Source organism: Streptomyces sp. NPDC021020 (assembly GCF_044333285.1).
In the GTDB taxonomy this organism is placed as follows: domain Bacteria; phylum Actinomycetota; class Actinomycetes; order Streptomycetales; family Streptomycetaceae; genus Actinacidiphila.
This window is the reverse complement of record NZ_JBIRQQ010000011.1, coordinates 282,808-298,565: the sequence shown is the minus strand read 5'-3', so window position 1 is coordinate 298,565 and position 15,758 is coordinate 282,808. Positions and strand designations below refer to the sequence as shown.

Below are 15,758 nucleotides of genomic sequence, written 5' to 3'. Positions count from 1 at the left end.
CGCCACGGGGGGGGGCTCAGGCGTGCTGCGGGACCTCGTCCTTGAGTACGGAGCGCAGCTGCTCGCGGAATTCAGGCGAGTCGGTGTGACCGTGCACGGACACGGCGTGCTCGGCAGCCGCGCGCAGCACCTCGTCCTCCTCGCCGGAGATCATCAGGGTGCAGTTGCTCTCGCTCGGGTAGTCACGGCAGTCGGCGACCTTGCGCATGGCCCGTCATCTCCTTGTGCTCTCCCTTTCGAGTCTACGAGCCCGCCGCCGGGCTCGTAGGAGGCAAAGGAATGCTGCGGGCCCATCCCCCCCGGGCGGGCCCGCAGCGGTACCCGGGACCGGCCCGGGCCGGGGATCAGCGCTTGGCCTGGTTGAAGCGGACCTCGTTGCCCGCCGGGTCGCGGAAGGCGCAGTCGCGCACGCCGTACTGCTGGTCGGTGGGCTCCTGGACGACGTCCGCGCCCGCCGCCGAGAGCTTCTCGAACGTCGCGTCGACGTCGTCGGACCAGAAGACGACGCGGCCGTAGACGCCCTTGGCCATGAGGTCGGCGACGGCCTCGCGGTCCGTGGGCGTCATGTTCGGATTCACGGCCGGGGGTTCGAGGACGATGTCGACCTCGGGCTGGGCGGGCGAGCCGATCGTGACCCAGCGCATGTCGTTGTAGCCCACCTCGTTGCGGACTTCCAGGCCGAGCATGTCGCGGTAGAACTCGATGGCCTTGTCGTGGTCGTCGACGGCCAGGAACGTGTGCGAGAGCTTGATGTCCATGCCGATCACGCTACGGCAGGGCCACCCGCCGGGACTTCTTTGATCCTGACCGGTCGGGTGACGACCCGGGCGACGCAGGACGGCAGCGCCGCCAGCTCGGAGTGGTTGCGCGCCCGGTAGGCGCTCGGGGACTCGCCCACCAGCTCGGTGAAGCGGGTGCTGAACGATCCGAGCGACGAGCAGCCCACCGCCATGCACACGTCGGTCACGGACATGTCGCCGCGCCGCAGCAGTGCCTTGGCGCGCTCTATGCGGCGCGTCATCAGGTAGGCGTAGGGCGTCTCGTCGAACGCCGCGCGGAAGCTGCGCGAGAAGTGCCCCGGCGACATCAGCGCGTCGCGCGCCAGCGCCGGGACGTCCAGCGGCTGCGCGTACTCCCGGTCCATGCGGTCGCGGGCCCGCCGCAGCCGGACCAGATCCGATCTGTCCATGCCTTCAGTGTGCCCGACCCCACTGACAGCGCCGGGCTCTGCGGGCCCGGCTTGGGTGCGCAGTCCCGGCCGGTCGGCGGAGGGGCTTGCCAGACGACAGTCACCGATATATCGTTGAGGCATCGCGAACGATCACGATAGGAGAAAACGTCATGCATGGACATCATCACGGACACGGACCCTGCGCGCACGGCGAGCACGGTCCCGGAGAGCGCGAAGGGCGCCGGTCGGCCTTCGGGGCGTTCGGGCCGCCCTTCGGCGGCGGCGGCCCCTGGGGCCCCGGTGGACGGGGGCGCGGCGGACCGCGCGGCAGGGCACGGCGCGGCGACGTAAGGGCGTCGATCCTGGCCCTCCTCAAGGACCGGCCGATGCACGGCTACGAGATGATCCAGGAGATCGCCGACCGCAGCGGCGGCGCGTGGAAGCCGAGCCCCGGCTCGGTCTACCCGACGCTCCAGCTGCTGGAGGACGAGGGCCTGATCAGCAGCACGAGCGAGGGCGGCAAGAAGCTCTTCACGCTCACCGACGAAGGCCGCACCGAGGCCGGGGCCGGACCCGAGGCGCCCTGGGAGGACGCCGGGCGCGGTGTCGACTGGGAGGCCATGAACGAGATAAGGAAGGCCGGCGGCGGTCTGGTCGAGGCCTTCCGCCAGGTGTGGGTCGCCGGCACCCCCGAGCAGCGCGACAAGGCGCTCACGGTGGTCAACGAGGCCCGCAAGCGGCTCTACCTCATCCTCGCCGACGAGGACGACGGCAGGGACGGCGGGACGGCCGGCGGCAGCTTCCGCAAGGACACCGGCCCGGCTTCGTGAGCCGCCGGCCGGCGGCCGGGAACGGGGGAGCGCAGGCCCCCGGGGGGTTCGTCCCCCGGGGGCCTGCGCTGCTGTCCGGGCGTTGTTTCGCGCCCCGGTCAGACGCCCGAGCGGCTCGACCCGCGGACCACCAGCCGGGTCTGGATGATGCGCGGCTGCACCGGCTCCACCGGGGCCGCGTCGATCAGCCCGCGCAGCGCCGCGACCGCGGCCTCGCCCAGACCGCGCTGGTCCTGGGCGACCGTGCTCAGCGCGGGGCGCACCAGCGAGGCCGCGTCGATGTCGTCGAAGCCGACCACGGCCAGGTCGCGCGGCACCGAGAGGCCCTCGTCGGCCGCCGCGTGCATCGCGCCGATCGCCATCTGGTCGCCGGCGGCGAAGACGGCGGTGGGCCGGTCCGGCAGCGCCAGCAGCCGCTTGCCCGCGCTCTGCCCGCTGGCCAGGAAGAAGTCGCCCTCGGTCACGTACTCCGGCGGCACGCTCAAACCCAGCCGGGCGCAGGCCCGCCGGTAGCCCGCGAGGCGTTCGGCGGCCGGCGGCAGGTGCAGCGGACCGGTGACGGTGGCGATCCGCCGGTGCCCCAGGTCGTACAGGTGCTGGACGGCCGCCTCCGCGCCCGCCGCGTTGTCGGAGCTGACCCGTACCGTACGCGGCCCGGTGAAGGCGGTGTCGATGCCCGCGCAGGGCACCCCGGAATCGGCGAGCGCCCGCAGGCAGCGGTCGTCCGGCGGCGTGGTCAGCACGATCACGCCCTCCAGGTTGTGCCGCCGCACGGCCTGCAGATGCGCGGTCTCCTGGTCCTCGGCGCCCGGTGTGGTGAGCAGCATCAGGTGGTAGTCCGCCTCGGACAGCGCGGTGCGCACCGCGCTCAGCAGCCCCAGCAGATACGGGTTGTGCAGGCCTATCGCCTCCTGGCCGCTGTCCCACACCAGGCCGACGGTGTCCGAGCGGCGCCGTACGAGGGTGCGGGCGGGCTCGTTGGGGGCGTAGCCCAGCTCGCTCGCGAGCGCGCGGATCTTGGCGCGGGTGGCCTCGCTCACCTCGGCCCTGTCGTTCAGGGCGCGGGAGACGGTGGCGGTCGACACCCCGCTGCGGCGGGCGAGTTCACGGATGTTCACGGCGGACCCGTTCTGCGCGAAAGGAATTGGCGGATGTGCTGGGCGGGATGTGCGGGACAGGGGCGGGACAGGGACGGACATATGAGAACGACATGAAAACGCGGCGAAAAGCGTGCTGCACACAGTCTTGACGATCAGTCGGGGCGAGGACAGACTTCCCGCCGATCGGAAACGTTTACGGCACGGTCGGCCCCGGAAACCCCGGGGATCCCCAACAGGAACGGGACGCCTGCGATGCCAACGAACGCTCGACGACTGCGCACAAGAACCCTTCTGACACTGGCCACCGCGGCCGCCTGCGTGGCGGCGGTGGCCTCCGTACCGGCCCAGGCCGGCGACAATCCCACCTACACCAACGCCAACGCCCCTGTCGACGTACGGGTCAAGGACCTGCTCAAACGCATGACGCTCGACGAGAAGATCGGCCAGATGGACCAGATCTCCGTGGTGCGCATGCAGGGCGACTGCGAATGGAGCGGCGGCGCCTTCACTGAATCGTGCATGAAGAACGTCCTGGTCGACAATGCCGCCGGGTCGGTTCTTTCGGGCGGCGGCGCGGGACCGGCGGTCAACACCCCGTCCAACTGGGCCGCGATGGTCAACGCGGTGCAGAAGTACGCGGTCGAGAACACCCGCCTGCACATCCCCGTCATCTACGGCGTCGACGCCGTGCACGGACACAACAACGTGCTGGGCGCGACGATCTTCCCGCAGGAGATCGGCCTCGGCTCCACCTGGGACCCGGCCGTCGTGGGCGACGCGGGCGCGGCCACCGCCAAGGCCGTCGCCGCGACCGGCATCGACTGGAATTTCGCCCCGGTCGCCGACATCGCCCGCGACCAGCGCTGGGGCCGCTACTACGAGACGTACGGCGAGGACCCGCTGCTGTCCGGCACGCTCGCGGCCGCCGCGGTCTCCGGCATCCAGGGCGCCGACGGCGCCAAGAAGGTCGCCGCGACCGTCAAGCACTTCGCGGGCTACGGCGAACCGGGCAACGGCCACGACCGCGTCCCCGGTGACGTCTCCCTGCGCTACCTCCAGGACACCCTGCTGCCCTCCTACAAGCAGGCCATCGACGCCGGTGCGATGTCGGTGATGGTCAACTCCGGCGCCATCAACGGCATCCCGGCCACCGGCTCGCATTACCTGCTCACCGATGTGCTGCGCAAGCAGTTCGGCTTCAAGGGGGTCGTGGTCAGCGACTGGGCGGACGTCAGCGCGCTCCAGACCAGCTACCACGTCGCCGCCGACTACCCGGCGGCCGTCGCCAAGGCCGTCAACGCCGGCCTGGACATGGCGATGGAGCCCTACGACGCGCAGGGCTTCACCGCCGCGCTCAGGACCGCCGTCCAACGCCACCTGGTCTCCACCAAGCGCATCGACGAGTCCGTGACGCGCATCCTCACCATGAAATTCCGGCTCGGACTCTTCGAGCACCCCTACGTGGACGCCTCGAAGGCCGACTCGCGCGTCATCGGCGCCGACACCGCGCTCGCCCGGCAGGCCGCCGACGAGTCGCAGGTCCTGCTGCGCAACGAGGGCGGTGTGCTGCCGATCTCCTCCGGCGCGAAGAAGATCGTGGTGGCCGGCTCCTACGCCGACGACATCAACGACCAGGCCGGAGGCTGGACCGTGGGCTGGCAGGGTGTGCCCGACGGGGTGACGCTGCCCGGCACCACCGTGCTGGAAGGGATCAAGGAGGCCGCGCCGTCGGGTACGTCGGTGGTCCGCGCGACCTCCGCGGACGACGCGGTGGCGCAGGCGAAGGACGCCGACCTGACCGTCGTCGTGGTCGGCGAGAAGGCCGCCGCCGAGGGCAGCGCCGACTCCCCGCGCCCCGAACTGAGCGCCGACCAGCAGGCGCTGGTCAAGTCGCTCAAGGCGACCGGCAAGCCGGTCGTCACCGTCGTACTGGCCGGCCGCCCGCTGGTGCTCGGCGACGCCGACGGCACGCAGGGCCTGCTGATGTCCTGGCTGCCCGGCAGCGAAGGCGGCCACGCGGTCGCCGACGTGCTGTTCGGCAAGGTCAACCCGAGCGGGCGGCTCAGCGCGTCCTGGCCCAAGGACATCGGCAACGAGCCGCTGTACTACCAGCAGCTCCCCGGCACCAACGCCGGGCCGGAATCCTCCTACGACGCGGCCTACCGCTTCGGCGCGGGCCTGTCCTACACCAGCTACTCCTTCGACACGCTCAAGGCCGGCTCCGCGACCGCCCGCACCCGCGACACCATCAGCCTCAAGGTCGGCGTGTCCAACACCGGTGACCGCGCGGGCGACCTCGTCGTGCCGGTCTACGTCTCCCAGCCGACCAGTGACGTCCTCGCACCGCCCACCAAGCTCGTCGCCTTCACCCGCGTCCACCTCGCGGCGGGCCGGAGCACGACGGTCACCCTCAAGGTGCCGCCGAACCGGCTCGCGGTGACCCAGGGCGACATCGACGGCTCGGGCCCGCAGCAGGTGGCGCCCGGCGCGTACGTCTTCACCGCGGGCAGCGTGACCACCACGGTGACCGTGCGCTGACGTCCGCGCACCGGTGCGGCGGGCCGTCAACGGGGGCTTTCCCCGCGGGCGGCCCGCCGTGCCGCCCGCCCCGGGCCGGGGCACGCCTGCGAGGCTGGGCGGGTACGGGTGCCCGCAGCGTGCCCGACGGAGGCAGGAGGCGGCGGATGAGGGACGGCGAGGAGCCGGCGGCGGAGAACTCCGGGGGTACGGGCCCGGACCCGGCCGCCGCAGACCCGGCGGCGGAGAACTCCCGGGATACGGCTCCGGACCCGGAGCCGGCGGAGGCGGACCGGCAGCTGCTGGCGCGGATCAGGGCCGCGCCGGTGCTCGCGGGGCCGCTGCCGCGCTTCGACCCGGAGCGGGCGCCCGCCGCGCCGGGCCCGCTGCTCGCCGGGTGGCTGGACCGGGCCCTCGCCGACGGGCTGACCGAACCCCACGTCATGACGCTGAGCACCGCCGCACCCGACGGCACGCCGAGCGCGCGGGTGCTGATGCTGCGCGGGGTGGACTCCGCCGACTGCGCCGTCCTCTTCACCGGTGACGCCCGCAGCGGCAAGGGCCGCGACCTCGCCGCCAACCCCGTCGCCGCCGCGACCTTCTACTGGCCCGCGCACGGCCGGCAGATCCGGCTGACCGGGCCGGTGACGGCGCTCGGCGCCGAGGCGGCCTGGCGGGACTTCCTCGGCCGCGGCCCCGGCTCCCGCGCCGCCGCCTTCACCGGCACCATCAGCGCGCCGCTCGCGAGCCCGGAGGAATACGCGCGCGAGAGGCTCGCCGCCGAGGCGCTGGTCTCCGCGGAGCCCGACCGGGTGCCCGAGTGGCACACCGTCTACCGGCTGCGCGCCGACGAGGCCGAGTTTTTCCAGGCCGACCCGGACCACGTCCACCGGCGGCTGCGCTACACCCGGCAGACCCGGGCGGAAGGCGGCTGGGCCCGCACCTTGCTGTGGCCATGACTCATCCCCGGGGAGGAGGGCGCGCCGGGTGCCCCCCTCCCCGGACGGATACGGAATGGACCGCTGAGCCGATGCGCCGGGCACGGGCGGCCTGCTGGGATGGGGGGTGTGTACAGCGACCAGGGGCCGTGGCAGGAGCCGGCCCGTCCCGCCGACGACGCCCACCTCACGCCCGGGGTGCGCGCCGTGATCGCCGACGCCCGCCGCCGTGCGGTCCGGGACGGCGACGCGCAGGCCGACACCGCCCACCTGCTGCACTCCCTGCTGGAGCACGACCCGCACGCCCGCGCCGCCTGCGACGCGCCGCCCGGCCGGTCCGCACAGGTGCTCGGCTACCTCGTCCAGCGCAGCATCGGCTACGGGCTGCGCTGGCGCGGCTCGGTGGAGGACTCCGGCGAGATACCCACCCTCACCCTGACCGCCCCCGGCTGGAGCCCCGCCGCCGCGGCCGCCCTGCGCGGCGCCGCGGAACTGGCGCGCCTGCGCGGGAGGGAGGAGGCCGACGGCATCGACCTGCTGCACGCCCTCACCGCCGACCCGGAGTGCCGGGCCGCCGACGTCCTGCGCGCCGCCGGGCTGGACCCGGACGAGCTGCACGAAACGCCCCTTCCGGGGCAGCGCGGTGTCAGGGATTGCGAGGATGACGGTCCTGTCGGCGGCTGACATGATGGCCGGATGCGCGGATCCGGTGTGAGGAGCAGGGGACTTGGGCTTGCCGTGCTGTCGGCGTGCGCGTTCGGCGGATCCGGGGTGGCGGCCAAACCGCTGATCGACCTCGGGCTCGACCCGCTCCAGGTGGTGTGGATGCGGGTGGTGGTCGCCGCGCTGGTGCTGGCGCCCGTCGCCCTGCGCTTCCGCACGCTGCCGCGCCAACGGCCCGCCCTGATCGCCGGTTTCGGACTGCTCGGCATCGTCGGCTGCCAGGCGCTCTACTTCGTGGCCATAGCCCGCATACCCGTGGGCGTCGCCATCCTCGTCGAATTCCTCGGCCCCGCGCTGCTGCTGGGCTGGATCCGGCTCGTGCAGCGCCGCCCGGTCACACGCGCGGCCGCGGTCGGCGTCGTGCTGGCGACCGGCGGCATGACGTGCGTCGTCGAGATCTGGTCCGGCCTCGCCTTCGACGCGCTCGGGCTGCTCTACGCGTTCGGGGCCGCGTGCTGCCAGGTGGCGTATTTCGTGCTCGCCGACCATGGGACGGACGGGGATGACGCGCCCGAGCCGGTGGCCGTGATCGCGCACGGCCTGCTCGTCGGGACAGCCGCTCTCACGCTCGTCGCGCACCCCTGGACCATGCAGTGGTCGGTGCTCGGGCACCAGGCCGCGCTCGGCGACCGCGACGTCCCCGCGGTGCTGCTCGTCGGCTGGATCGGCCTGGTGTCGACGGTGGTCGCCTACCTCGCCGGGGTCACCTCCGTCCGCACGCTCAGCCCGCAGGTTGCCGCCGTCGTGGGCGTCCTGGAGGCGGTCGTCGCCACGGTCCTCGCATGGGTGCTCATCGACGAGCACCTCGGGCCCGCGCAAATCGCCGGCGGCGCGCTTGTGCTGGCGGGGGCGTTCGTGGCCCAGACCTCCGCCGCCCGCCCCGCCGGGGGGCTCGCCGACGCCCTTGAGCCGCCCCCCGCGGCCCGCCCCGCGGCCCCCGAGCTTCTGCGCTGAGCGCTCCCGGGGGGGGGCGCCCCGGGCTGCCCCGTGTGGTGCTTTACGCGACCTTCCCCCGGTGGTGGGTTGCGCGCGCAGTTCCCCGCGCCCCCAAAAACGCTCACCCGCGCGCGAGATCCGGCCCCGCCAGGGGCGTGCATATGCCGCGCGAGGGCGACAACCAGGGGCGCGGGGAACTGCGCGGCCAGCCCCTACGCGCGGACGGTCGCGCAAAGCACCTTCCGGGGCCGCTCGGGGCGAAGACCCGCAGGGCTAGAGTGACCGCATGCACAAAACTGTTCTCCCGCCGCCCGTGGCGTAAGCGCGGGCAGCGGAGGGGTCTGAGGACGTAGACACGGTCCGGCGCGAGCGCCGGAGCGGTTTGTGCTGCCCGCGCGCAAGGACGAGTGATCCGACCACCCATCCTTTCGCGGGAGAAATCCGTGTCCTTCAGGCACTTCTTGAGGCATGCCTCCGCCCCGGCCACCCGGGGCCTGATCTACGTCGTCGTCGCCGCCACCGGCTGGGGGACGGCCGGGGCCGTCGCGGCCGCGCTGTACGGCCGCAGCGGGCTCGGGCCGCTGGCCCTCACGTTCTGGCGCGCCGCCGGCGGCTTCGTGCTGCTGCTCGGGGTGCGGCTGGTGCGCCGTCCGGCGCGGGGCGGGACGGCGGTGGGCCGGGTACTGGCGACGGGCGTCGGGCTGACGGTCTTCCAGGCCGGGTACTTCTGCGCCGTGCAGTCCACGGGCCTGGCGGTCGCGACCGTCGTCACGCTCGGCTCCGGCCCGGTGCTGATCGCGCTGGCCGCGCGGCCGGCGCTGGGCGAGCGGCTGGGCCGCGGCGGCGCCCTGGCGGTGGCGGGCGCCCTCGGCGGGCTCGCCGTGCTGGTGCTGGGCGGCGGTGGTGCCTCCGTACGCCCCGCGGGCGTCGCGCTCGCGGTGCTGTCCGCGGCGGGCTACGCGGCGATCACCGTGCTGACCCGCTGGTGGGGCCGCCGGGGCGAGGCGGGCGACCCGTTCGACACGTCGATGTGGGCGTTCGGGCTGTGCGCCGTCCTGATGCTCCCGGCGGCCTGGGCCGAGGGCCCGCTGCCGCACGCGGCGCACCTCGGGCGCACCCTGCTGCTCCTCGGCTACCTCGCCTCGGTGCCGACCGCTCTCGCGTACGGGCTGTACTTCGCGGGCGCCGCGGTGCTGCGCGCCGCGACGGTGTCGGTGATCGCGCTCATCGAGCCGCTGTCGGCGACGGTCCTCGCCGTCACGCTGTTCGGCGAGCGGCTGACCGGGACGACCGTGCTGGGCGGGCTGTGCCTGCTGGGCGCGGTCGCCGCGCTGGCGGGGGACGAGGCGCGCGCGGCGCGCCGCCTGCCGCGGCAGGCGGCAACGGTGGCCGGGGGAGCGGCGGTCAGCGCCGCACCGGCGGCAGATACTCCGGCAGCGGGGGCCCTGCCTGGCCCGGCAGCTGCGCCGGTTCGGGGGCGCCGTACGCGGTAGCGACCGGGACCACGCCCGACCAGTAGGGGAGCCCGAGGTCCTCGGGCTCCTCGTTGGGCCCGCCGGTGCGCGTCTTGGCCGAGACCTCGCCGAGGTCGAGGCGTATCACCGCGGTCGCCGCGAGCTCCTTCGCGTGGGGCCGCCGGGTGTCGGCGGAGCGGCCGGGCACCGCCTGGTCCACGATCGCGTCCAGCGCGGCGGCCCGCTCGTCCGGGTCGGTGACGTCGTACGCCGTGCCGTGCACCACCACCGAGCGGTAGTTGAGGGAGTGGTGGAAGGCGGACTTGGCGAGCACCAGGCCGTCCACGTGCGTCACGGTGAGGCAGACCGGGATGCCGCCGCCGGCCGCGCCCCGCAGCGGGCGGGAACCGGTGGACCCGTGCACGTACAGCCGCTCGCCGCTGCGGGCGTACAGCGTCGGCAGCACCACGGGCGCGCCGTCCCGCACGAAGCCGAGGTGGCAGACGTACCCCTCGTCGAGGATCGCGTGCACGGTCGCGCGGTCGTAGGCGGCCCGCTCCCGGGAACGGGTAGGGACGGTGCGGTCGGTGGCGGCGTACGTGCCGAGCTGCTCGGCGGGCTCGCCGGCGGAGGGGTCGGCGGGGGTGTCGGCCGTCGGGGTCGGCATGGCGCGATCCTTTGCACTAGTGCATAATGGGCTTTGTGCTAGGAGAGTACAGAATCACTGGTCGCGGCGCATCGGGTATTGCCGCCGACATCGAGCGGGCGGTCGGCGGCGGTGCGCTGCGCCCCGGCGACGCCCTGCCGCCGCTGCGGGAGCTGGCCGCCGAACTGGGGGTCAACTCCAACACGGTGGCTGCCGCCTACCGGCTGCTGCGCGACCGCGGCGTCATCGAGACCGCGGGGCGCCGCGGCAGCCGGGTGCGCGCGCGGCCCGCGACCACGCCGCGTGACCAGATCCGTATCGAGGTGCCCGCGGGCGTCCGCGACGTGTCCAAGGGCAATCCGGACGCCGCCCTGCTCCCGCCGCTCGGGGACGCGCTCGCCGCGGCCGCCGCCGACCACGCGCTGCACCCGGTGCTCTACGGCGGCCCGCCCGTGGACGCCGACCTCGCGCGGATGGCCCGTTCCGCGCTGGACGCCGACGGGGTGCCCGACGGGCCGATCGGCCTCAGCTCGGGGTCGCTCGACGCGATGGAGCGGGTGCTGACGGCGTATCTGCGCCCGGGTGACGCGGTGGCCGTCGAGGACCCGGGCTGGGGCAGCCTGCTGGACCTCGTCCCGGCACTGGGCCTGCGGACGGTGCCGGTCGCGGTGGACGACGAGGGGCCGGTCACCGCCGACGTGGCCCGCGCGGTGCGCGGTGGCGCCCGCGCCCTGATCGCGACCGCCCGCGGGCAGAATCCCACCGGCGCCGCCGTCTCCGCCGCCCGCGCCGCCGAACTGCGCGCCCTGCTGGCCGGGCACCGCGAGGTGCTGGTGATCGACGACGACCACATCCACGGCGCCGTCGACCTGCCGCTGCACAGCCTGTCAGGCGTCACCGACCACTGGGCGCTGATCCGCTCCGTCGCCAAGGCGTACGGCCCCGACCTGCGGCTCGCGCTCTACACCGGCGACCCCACCACCGTCGACCGGGTCCGCGGCCGGCACCGGCTCGGCGCGGGTTGGGTCAGCCACCTGCTCCAGCGCACGGTCGTCCACCTGTGGCAGGAGGGCGCCGTCGACCCTGCCGCGGTCGCCGCCTCGTACGGGCGGCGGCGCGACGCGCTGGTACGGGCCCTGGCCGAGCGCGGGGTGGCCGCCCACGGGCGCAGCGGGATGAACGTCTGGGTGCCGGTCAGCGACGAGACCGGCGCGGTGGCCGGACTGCTCCAGCGCGGCTGGGCCGCGACGCCCGGCGCCCGCTTCCGGGTGCGCTCGGCGCCCGCGGTCCGGCTGACCGTCTCGACGATGACGCCGGAGGATGTCGAGCCGCTGGCCGACGCCGTCGCGGCGGTGCTGCGCGACCCCGCGGCAGGCCAGGTCCGCTACGGCTGACGGCGGGAGCGGCCGGGGCGGCGCTGGGTGAGGGCGGCCCCGGCCAGGATGACGACGGCGCCGACCGGCTCGTTCCAGTGCAGCGCCTCGCCGAGCAGCAGCACACCCGCCGCGGTCGCGACGATGGGGATCAGGTACGTCACCATCGCCCCGATCGTCGGGCCCTTCTCGGCGACCAGCCCGTACTGGATCAGGAAGGCCACGCCCGTGCCGAGCGCCCCGAGCGCGAGCACGGACAGCACCGACTTCGCCGGCCAGCTGTCCGGCACGGAGGTGAAGAAGGGCGTGACGACGAGCAGTTGCAGCGTGCCGACCAGCAGCTGGCTCGCGGACACCGCCAGGTGCGAACCGCCGGTGCCGGTCAGGGTCCGCCGGACGTACGCCCAGCCCACCGCGTAGCTGACCGCCGCGGTCAGCGCCATCAGCGTGCCCTTCGGGTCCTGCCCGGAGAAGCCCTGCCATGCGCCGAGCACGGTGAGCACCCCGACGAAGCCGACGCCCACACCCACGAAGCGCTCGCGCGAGGGCCGGTCCTCGGACAGCGCGACCAGCGACACCAGCATCGAGAACAGCGGTGTCGCCGCGTTGCATATCCCGGCCAGCATCGACGGGATCGTCTGCTCCGCGGTGGCGAAGAGCGTGAAGGGCAGCGAGTTGAGCAGGAAGGCGGCCACGAACAGATGCAGCCAGACGCGCGGCGAGCGCGGCAGCCGGTCGCGCCGGACGGCCACGGCGGCGGCGAGCACCGCCGTACCGAAGACCATCCGCCCCAGCGTCACCTGGAGCGGCGCGAAGGCCTCGTTGCCGACCTTCATGAACAGGAAGCTGAAGCCCCACACCAGGCCGAGCGCGGCGAAGCGCAGCCGCCAGTCCAGTAGGGGCCGGCGGGCCGGAGTGGCGGGGGCGGCGGGGGTGGCGGGAGCGACGCGGACGGCGGGAGCGGTGGCGGGGCGGCTCTGGGCGGGTGCGGTCATGACCTCACGATGACGGGCCCGACCTCGTAGAACAAGCGAGTATTCGTACATCGTCCGCGTAGAATCTCTTACATGTTGAGTCTGGAACGTCTGCGCATCCTGCACGCGATCGACACCTACGGCTCGGTGAGCGCCGCCGCCGACGTACTGGGCGTGACGACCTCGGCCGTCTCCCAGCAGATGGCCAAGCTGGAGCGGGAGACCGGCCAGACGCTGCTGACCCGCAGCGGCCGCGGGGTGCGGCTCACCGACGCCGGACGGCTGCTGTCCGGGCACGCCGAGCGGATCCTGTCGCTCGTCGAGCTGGCGCACTCCGACCTGGAGGCGCACCGCGGCGCCGCGGTCGGCGACCTGACCGCGGGCGCCTTCCCGACCGCTGTCCGCGGGCTCTTCCCCGCCGCGCTGCGGGCGCTGCGCGCCGCCCACCCGCAGCTGCGCCCGACCGTGCACGAGCTGGAGCCGCACGACTCGCTGGCGCGGCTCACCCGCGGCGACATCGACCTCGCGGTCGTCCTGGACTGGTACAACAAGCCGCTGTCGCTGCCCGGGGGCCTGGCCAAGGCGCCGCTGTTCGACGACTTCGTGGACATCGCGCTGCCGGCCGGGCACCGGCTGGAGGACCGTGCGGAGATCGACCTCGGCGAGCTGGCAGACGACGACTGGATCGCCTGGCCGGACGGCGGCTTCTGCCACGAGTGGCTGCTGTTCACGCTGCGCGGCAAGGGCGTCGAGCCGCGGATCGCGCACCACGCGGAGGAGCACGCGACGGTGCTCGCGCTGGTCGCCGCAGGGCTGGGGGTCGCCGTCATCCCGCGGCTCGGCCGCGACCCGATGCCGGAGGGGGTGCGGGTGGTGCCGGTGCGGCACACCATGCGGCGGCACATCTACGCCGTCTGGCGCGCGGACGCCGACCGCCGCCCGGCGATTCGGGCGGCGGTGGACGCGCTGGGGGCAGCGGCGGGCGCGCTGGGCTGAGGCACCGGGCCCGCACCGGCGGCCGGGTCAGGCCAGCGTGATGCCGTCCCCGGAGACGGCGACCGCCTTCGCGGGCAGCGGCGAGGTGGCCGGGCCGTGCGCCACCGACCCGTCCTCGACCTTGAACTTGCTGCCGTGGCAAGGGCAGTTGATCGTGCCGCCGGACACATCGATGACCGTGCAGCCCTGGTGGGTGCACACCGCGGAGAAGCCCTTGAACTGGCCTGCGGTCGGCTGGGTGACGACCACTTTCTGGTCGGCGAAGACCTTGCCGCCGCCCACCGGGATGTCCGACGTTTTGGCCAGCACGTCGCCCCCGCCGCCCGAACCGCTGTCGGCCGGTGACGAGGCGGCGGCCGAGCCGCCGCCCGAGCCGTCCGAGGCCGGGGCGTCGGACGCCGAGCCCGAGTCCGCATCCGAACCGCACGCGGTCAGTACGGCGGCGAGCCCCGCGCCACCGGCTGCCGCCACGACGGCACGGCGGGTCGGGGTCAGGGGGAGTCCGGGCGTTTCGGGCATGAGCTGGTTCCTGTCCGCTGGTCGGACCGGGCGGCGGCGGGGCCGTCCGGCGGCGTGCTGTCCACGCGTGACCGTTGATACGGGCGATCACGGTCATCCGTTCAACGACACGCGTGCCGGTTTCGCCGTTCACCACATCGGTGACATCCGCCACGGCCCGCGGGGCGCCCGCGCGGCCCCGATAGCCTGGGGCAATGCTGAGAGAAGTGACGGGCATCCGCTATGTGACGCCGCTGCGCGAGGGCGGATCGGTGCCCGGGGTGGTGGAGGCCGACGACCTCGGCACGTACGTGGTCAAGTTCAGCGGCGCCGCGCAGGGCCGCAAGGCGCTGGTCGCCGAGGTGATCGCGGGCGAGCTGGGCCGCAGGCTGGGCCTGCGGGTGCCGGAGCTGGTCCGCTTCGACTTCGACCCGGTGATCGGCCTCGGCGAGCCCGACCAGGAGATCCAGGACCTGCTCAGGGCGAGCGGCGGGCTCAACCTCGGCATGGACTTTCTGCCCGGCTCGCTCGGCTTCGACCCGCTGGCCTTCGGTGTCGAGCCGGCCGAGGCGGGCCGCGTCGTCTGGTTCGACGCGCTGATCGGCAACGTCGACCGCTCCTGGCGCAACCCCAACCTGCTGGTCTGGCACCGCAACCTGTGGCTCATCGACCACGGCGCCTCGCTCATTTGGCACCACAGCTGGAAGAGCGCCGAGGCCTCGGCCGCCAAGCCCTACGACGCCTCCGACCACGCGCTGTCCCGCTTCTCGCCCGACCCCGCGGCCGCGGCGGCCGAACTCGCCCCGCTGGTCACCCCCGCCCTGCTCACCGAGGTCACCGCGCTCGTCCCGGACGAGTGGCTGGCCGACGAGCCGGGCTTCGCCGGGCCCGACGACGTACGCCGCGCGTACGTCGACCTGCTCGCCGCCCGCGCGCCCGGCATCCACGAGCGCATCACCCTGGCGCCGCGGCAGCGCGAGCGGCAGCCCCCGCCGGAGTGGCTGCGCACCTGGGTCGAGGGCAGGAACGCCGAGGCCGCCACGGCGGAGGACGGCCGCGAGAACGAGGAGAGGCACGTCTGATGGGCGGGCGGGACGTGTTCGAGTACGCGCTGGTGCGCGTGGTGCCGCGGATCGAGCGCGGCGAGATGATCAACGCCGGGGTGCTGGTCTACTGCCGGGCGAAGTCCTTCGTGGGCGCGCGGGTGCACCTGGACGAGACGCGGCTGCGGTGCCTGGACGCGGGCGTCGACGTGGCCGGGGTCAGGGCCGCGCTGCGCGGCTACCAGGACGTGTGCGCGGGCGGCGAGGATGCGGGCCAGGCGGGCGGCGACGACGCGGGCCGGCGCTTCCGCTGGCTGACGGCGCCGCGCAGCACCGTCGTCCAGCCCGGGCCCATCCACACCGGGCTCACCGCCGACCCGGCGGGCGAGGCCGACCGGCTGCTCGCGCTGCTGGTCCGCTGACGCCGCCGCACCGCGCTTCCGGTGCGCTGAGCCACATCGGCCGTGGTGGCGTTGACACTGGGTCACTGTCCTCCTACGGTTTCGGCATCGGAACCTACTAAGCGGTCGCTCATGCGTGGTCACGCGCCGGCGGCCGC

16 protein-coding genes and 1 pseudogene are annotated in these 15,758 nt (G+C 74.2%); 10 read left to right on the top strand and 7 right to left on the bottom strand.

Translation table 11 applies throughout. The annotated features are described in order from the left end of the window. Positions 1 to 16: 16 nt before the first annotated feature. The 3 genes from ACH4SL_RS30405 to ACH4SL_RS30395 all read right to left on the bottom strand — a co-directional run bounded on the left by ACH4SL_RS30405 (position 17) and on the right by ACH4SL_RS30395 (position 1,189). Positions 17 to 208 carry a DUF1059 domain-containing protein gene (locus tag ACH4SL_RS30405; protein WP_398451377.1) on the bottom strand — a complete coding sequence of 64 codons (192 nt, stop codon included), beginning with the start codon at positions 206 to 208 and terminating at the stop codon, positions 17 to 19. A 136-nt stretch (positions 209 to 344) separates the two neighbouring features. Then, the gene (locus ACH4SL_RS30400) at positions 345 to 758 is read right to left on the bottom strand and encodes a VOC family protein (RefSeq protein ID WP_398451375.1); all 414 of its coding nucleotides are present in this window, start codon (positions 756 to 758) and stop codon (positions 345 to 347) included. Between the two features lie 5 nt (positions 759 to 763). Then, a complete protein-coding gene (locus ACH4SL_RS30395; protein WP_398451373.1) occupies positions 764 to 1,189 on the bottom strand; it encodes a helix-turn-helix transcriptional regulator in 426 nt (141 codons plus the stop codon). Positions 1,190 to 1,341: 152 nt separating this feature from the next. Here ACH4SL_RS30395 and ACH4SL_RS30390 point away from each other — a divergent pair. After that, a pseudogene (locus ACH4SL_RS30390) lies at positions 1,342 to 1,938 on the top strand (helix-turn-helix transcriptional regulator); the annotation flags it as partial. Between the two features lie 161 nt (positions 1,939 to 2,099). Here ACH4SL_RS30390 and ACH4SL_RS30385 read toward each other — a convergent pair. Continuing rightward, positions 2,100 to 3,119, bottom strand: coding sequence for a LacI family DNA-binding transcriptional regulator (locus ACH4SL_RS30385; protein WP_398451371.1), 1,020 nt, complete (start codon positions 3,117 to 3,119; stop codon positions 2,100 to 2,102). Between the two features lie 234 nt (positions 3,120 to 3,353). On the opposite strand from ACH4SL_RS30385, the gene ACH4SL_RS30380 reads away from it, so the two are divergent. From ACH4SL_RS30380 to ACH4SL_RS30360, 5 genes are all read left to right on the top strand, one after another. Then, positions 3,354 to 5,639 (top strand): glycoside hydrolase family 3 N-terminal domain-containing protein, encoded by a 2,286-nt coding sequence (locus tag ACH4SL_RS30380; RefSeq protein ID WP_398451369.1) that lies wholly within the window; start codon positions 3,354 to 3,356, stop codon positions 5,637 to 5,639. Positions 5,640 to 5,785: 146 nt separating this feature from the next. Beyond that, positions 5,786 to 6,577, top strand: a complete 792-nt coding sequence (locus ACH4SL_RS30375) for a pyridoxal 5'-phosphate synthase (protein ID WP_398451367.1) — start codon at positions 5,786 to 5,788, stop codon at positions 6,575 to 6,577. 99 nt (positions 6,578 to 6,676) lie between these two features. Beyond that, complete coding sequence (locus tag ACH4SL_RS30370) at positions 6,677 to 7,240, top strand: Clp protease N-terminal domain-containing protein (protein ID WP_398451365.1); 564 nt, start codon at positions 6,677 to 6,679, stop codon at positions 7,238 to 7,240. A gap of 12 nt (positions 7,241 to 7,252) precedes the next feature. Beyond that, a complete protein-coding gene (locus tag ACH4SL_RS30365) occupies positions 7,253 to 8,233 on the top strand; it encodes an EamA family transporter (protein ID WP_398451363.1) in 981 nt (326 codons plus the stop codon). A 425-nt stretch (positions 8,234 to 8,658) separates the two neighbouring features. After that, positions 8,659 to 9,708, top strand: a complete 1,050-nt coding sequence (locus ACH4SL_RS30360; protein ID WP_398451361.1) for a DMT family transporter — start codon at positions 8,659 to 8,661, stop codon at positions 9,706 to 9,708. Here ACH4SL_RS30360 and ACH4SL_RS30355 read toward each other — a convergent pair. Continuing rightward, the gene (locus tag ACH4SL_RS30355; RefSeq protein WP_398451359.1) at positions 9,620 to 10,336 is read right to left on the bottom strand and encodes a pyridoxamine 5'-phosphate oxidase family protein; all 717 of its coding nucleotides are present in this window, start codon (positions 10,334 to 10,336) and stop codon (positions 9,620 to 9,622) included. The genes ACH4SL_RS30360 and ACH4SL_RS30355 overlap by 89 nt on opposite strands. A gap of 35 nt (positions 10,337 to 10,371) precedes the next feature. On the opposite strand from ACH4SL_RS30355, the gene ACH4SL_RS30350 reads away from it, so the two are divergent. Beyond that, positions 10,372 to 11,709: an aminotransferase class I/II-fold pyridoxal phosphate-dependent enzyme gene (locus ACH4SL_RS30350; protein ID WP_398451357.1), complete on the top strand. Its 1,338-nt coding sequence runs from the start codon at positions 10,372 to 10,374 to the stop codon at positions 11,707 to 11,709. Here the strand turns inward: ACH4SL_RS30350 and ACH4SL_RS30345 are convergent. Next, a complete protein-coding gene (locus tag ACH4SL_RS30345; protein ID WP_398451355.1) occupies positions 11,700 to 12,683 on the bottom strand; it encodes a DMT family transporter in 984 nt (327 codons plus the stop codon). The genes ACH4SL_RS30350 and ACH4SL_RS30345 overlap by 10 nt on opposite strands. A 72-nt stretch (positions 12,684 to 12,755) precedes the next feature. Between ACH4SL_RS30345 and ACH4SL_RS30340 the strand changes: the two genes are divergently transcribed. Further along, positions 12,756 to 13,658 (top strand): LysR family transcriptional regulator, encoded by a 903-nt coding sequence (locus ACH4SL_RS30340; RefSeq protein WP_398451353.1) that lies wholly within the window; start codon positions 12,756 to 12,758, stop codon positions 13,656 to 13,658. A gap of 27 nt (positions 13,659 to 13,685) precedes the next feature. Here ACH4SL_RS30340 and ACH4SL_RS30335 read toward each other — a convergent pair whose 3' ends face one another. Then, on the bottom strand, positions 13,686 to 14,177 hold the full coding sequence (locus ACH4SL_RS30335; RefSeq protein ID WP_398451351.1) for a Rieske (2Fe-2S) protein: 492 nt from the start codon (positions 14,175 to 14,177) through the stop codon (positions 13,686 to 13,688). A 194-nt stretch (positions 14,178 to 14,371) separates the two neighbouring features. On the opposite strand from ACH4SL_RS30335, the gene ACH4SL_RS30330 reads away from it, so the two are divergent. Beyond that, complete coding sequence (locus ACH4SL_RS30330; RefSeq protein ID WP_398451349.1) at positions 14,372 to 15,238, top strand: HipA family kinase; 867 nt, start codon at positions 14,372 to 14,374, stop codon at positions 15,236 to 15,238. Further along, positions 15,238 to 15,621, top strand: a complete 384-nt coding sequence (locus ACH4SL_RS30325) for a DUF3037 domain-containing protein (protein ID WP_398451347.1) — start codon at positions 15,238 to 15,240, stop codon at positions 15,619 to 15,621. The genes ACH4SL_RS30330 and ACH4SL_RS30325 overlap by 1 nt, the downstream gene beginning before the upstream one ends. The last annotated feature ends 137 nt before the right edge of the window (positions 15,622 to 15,758 follow it).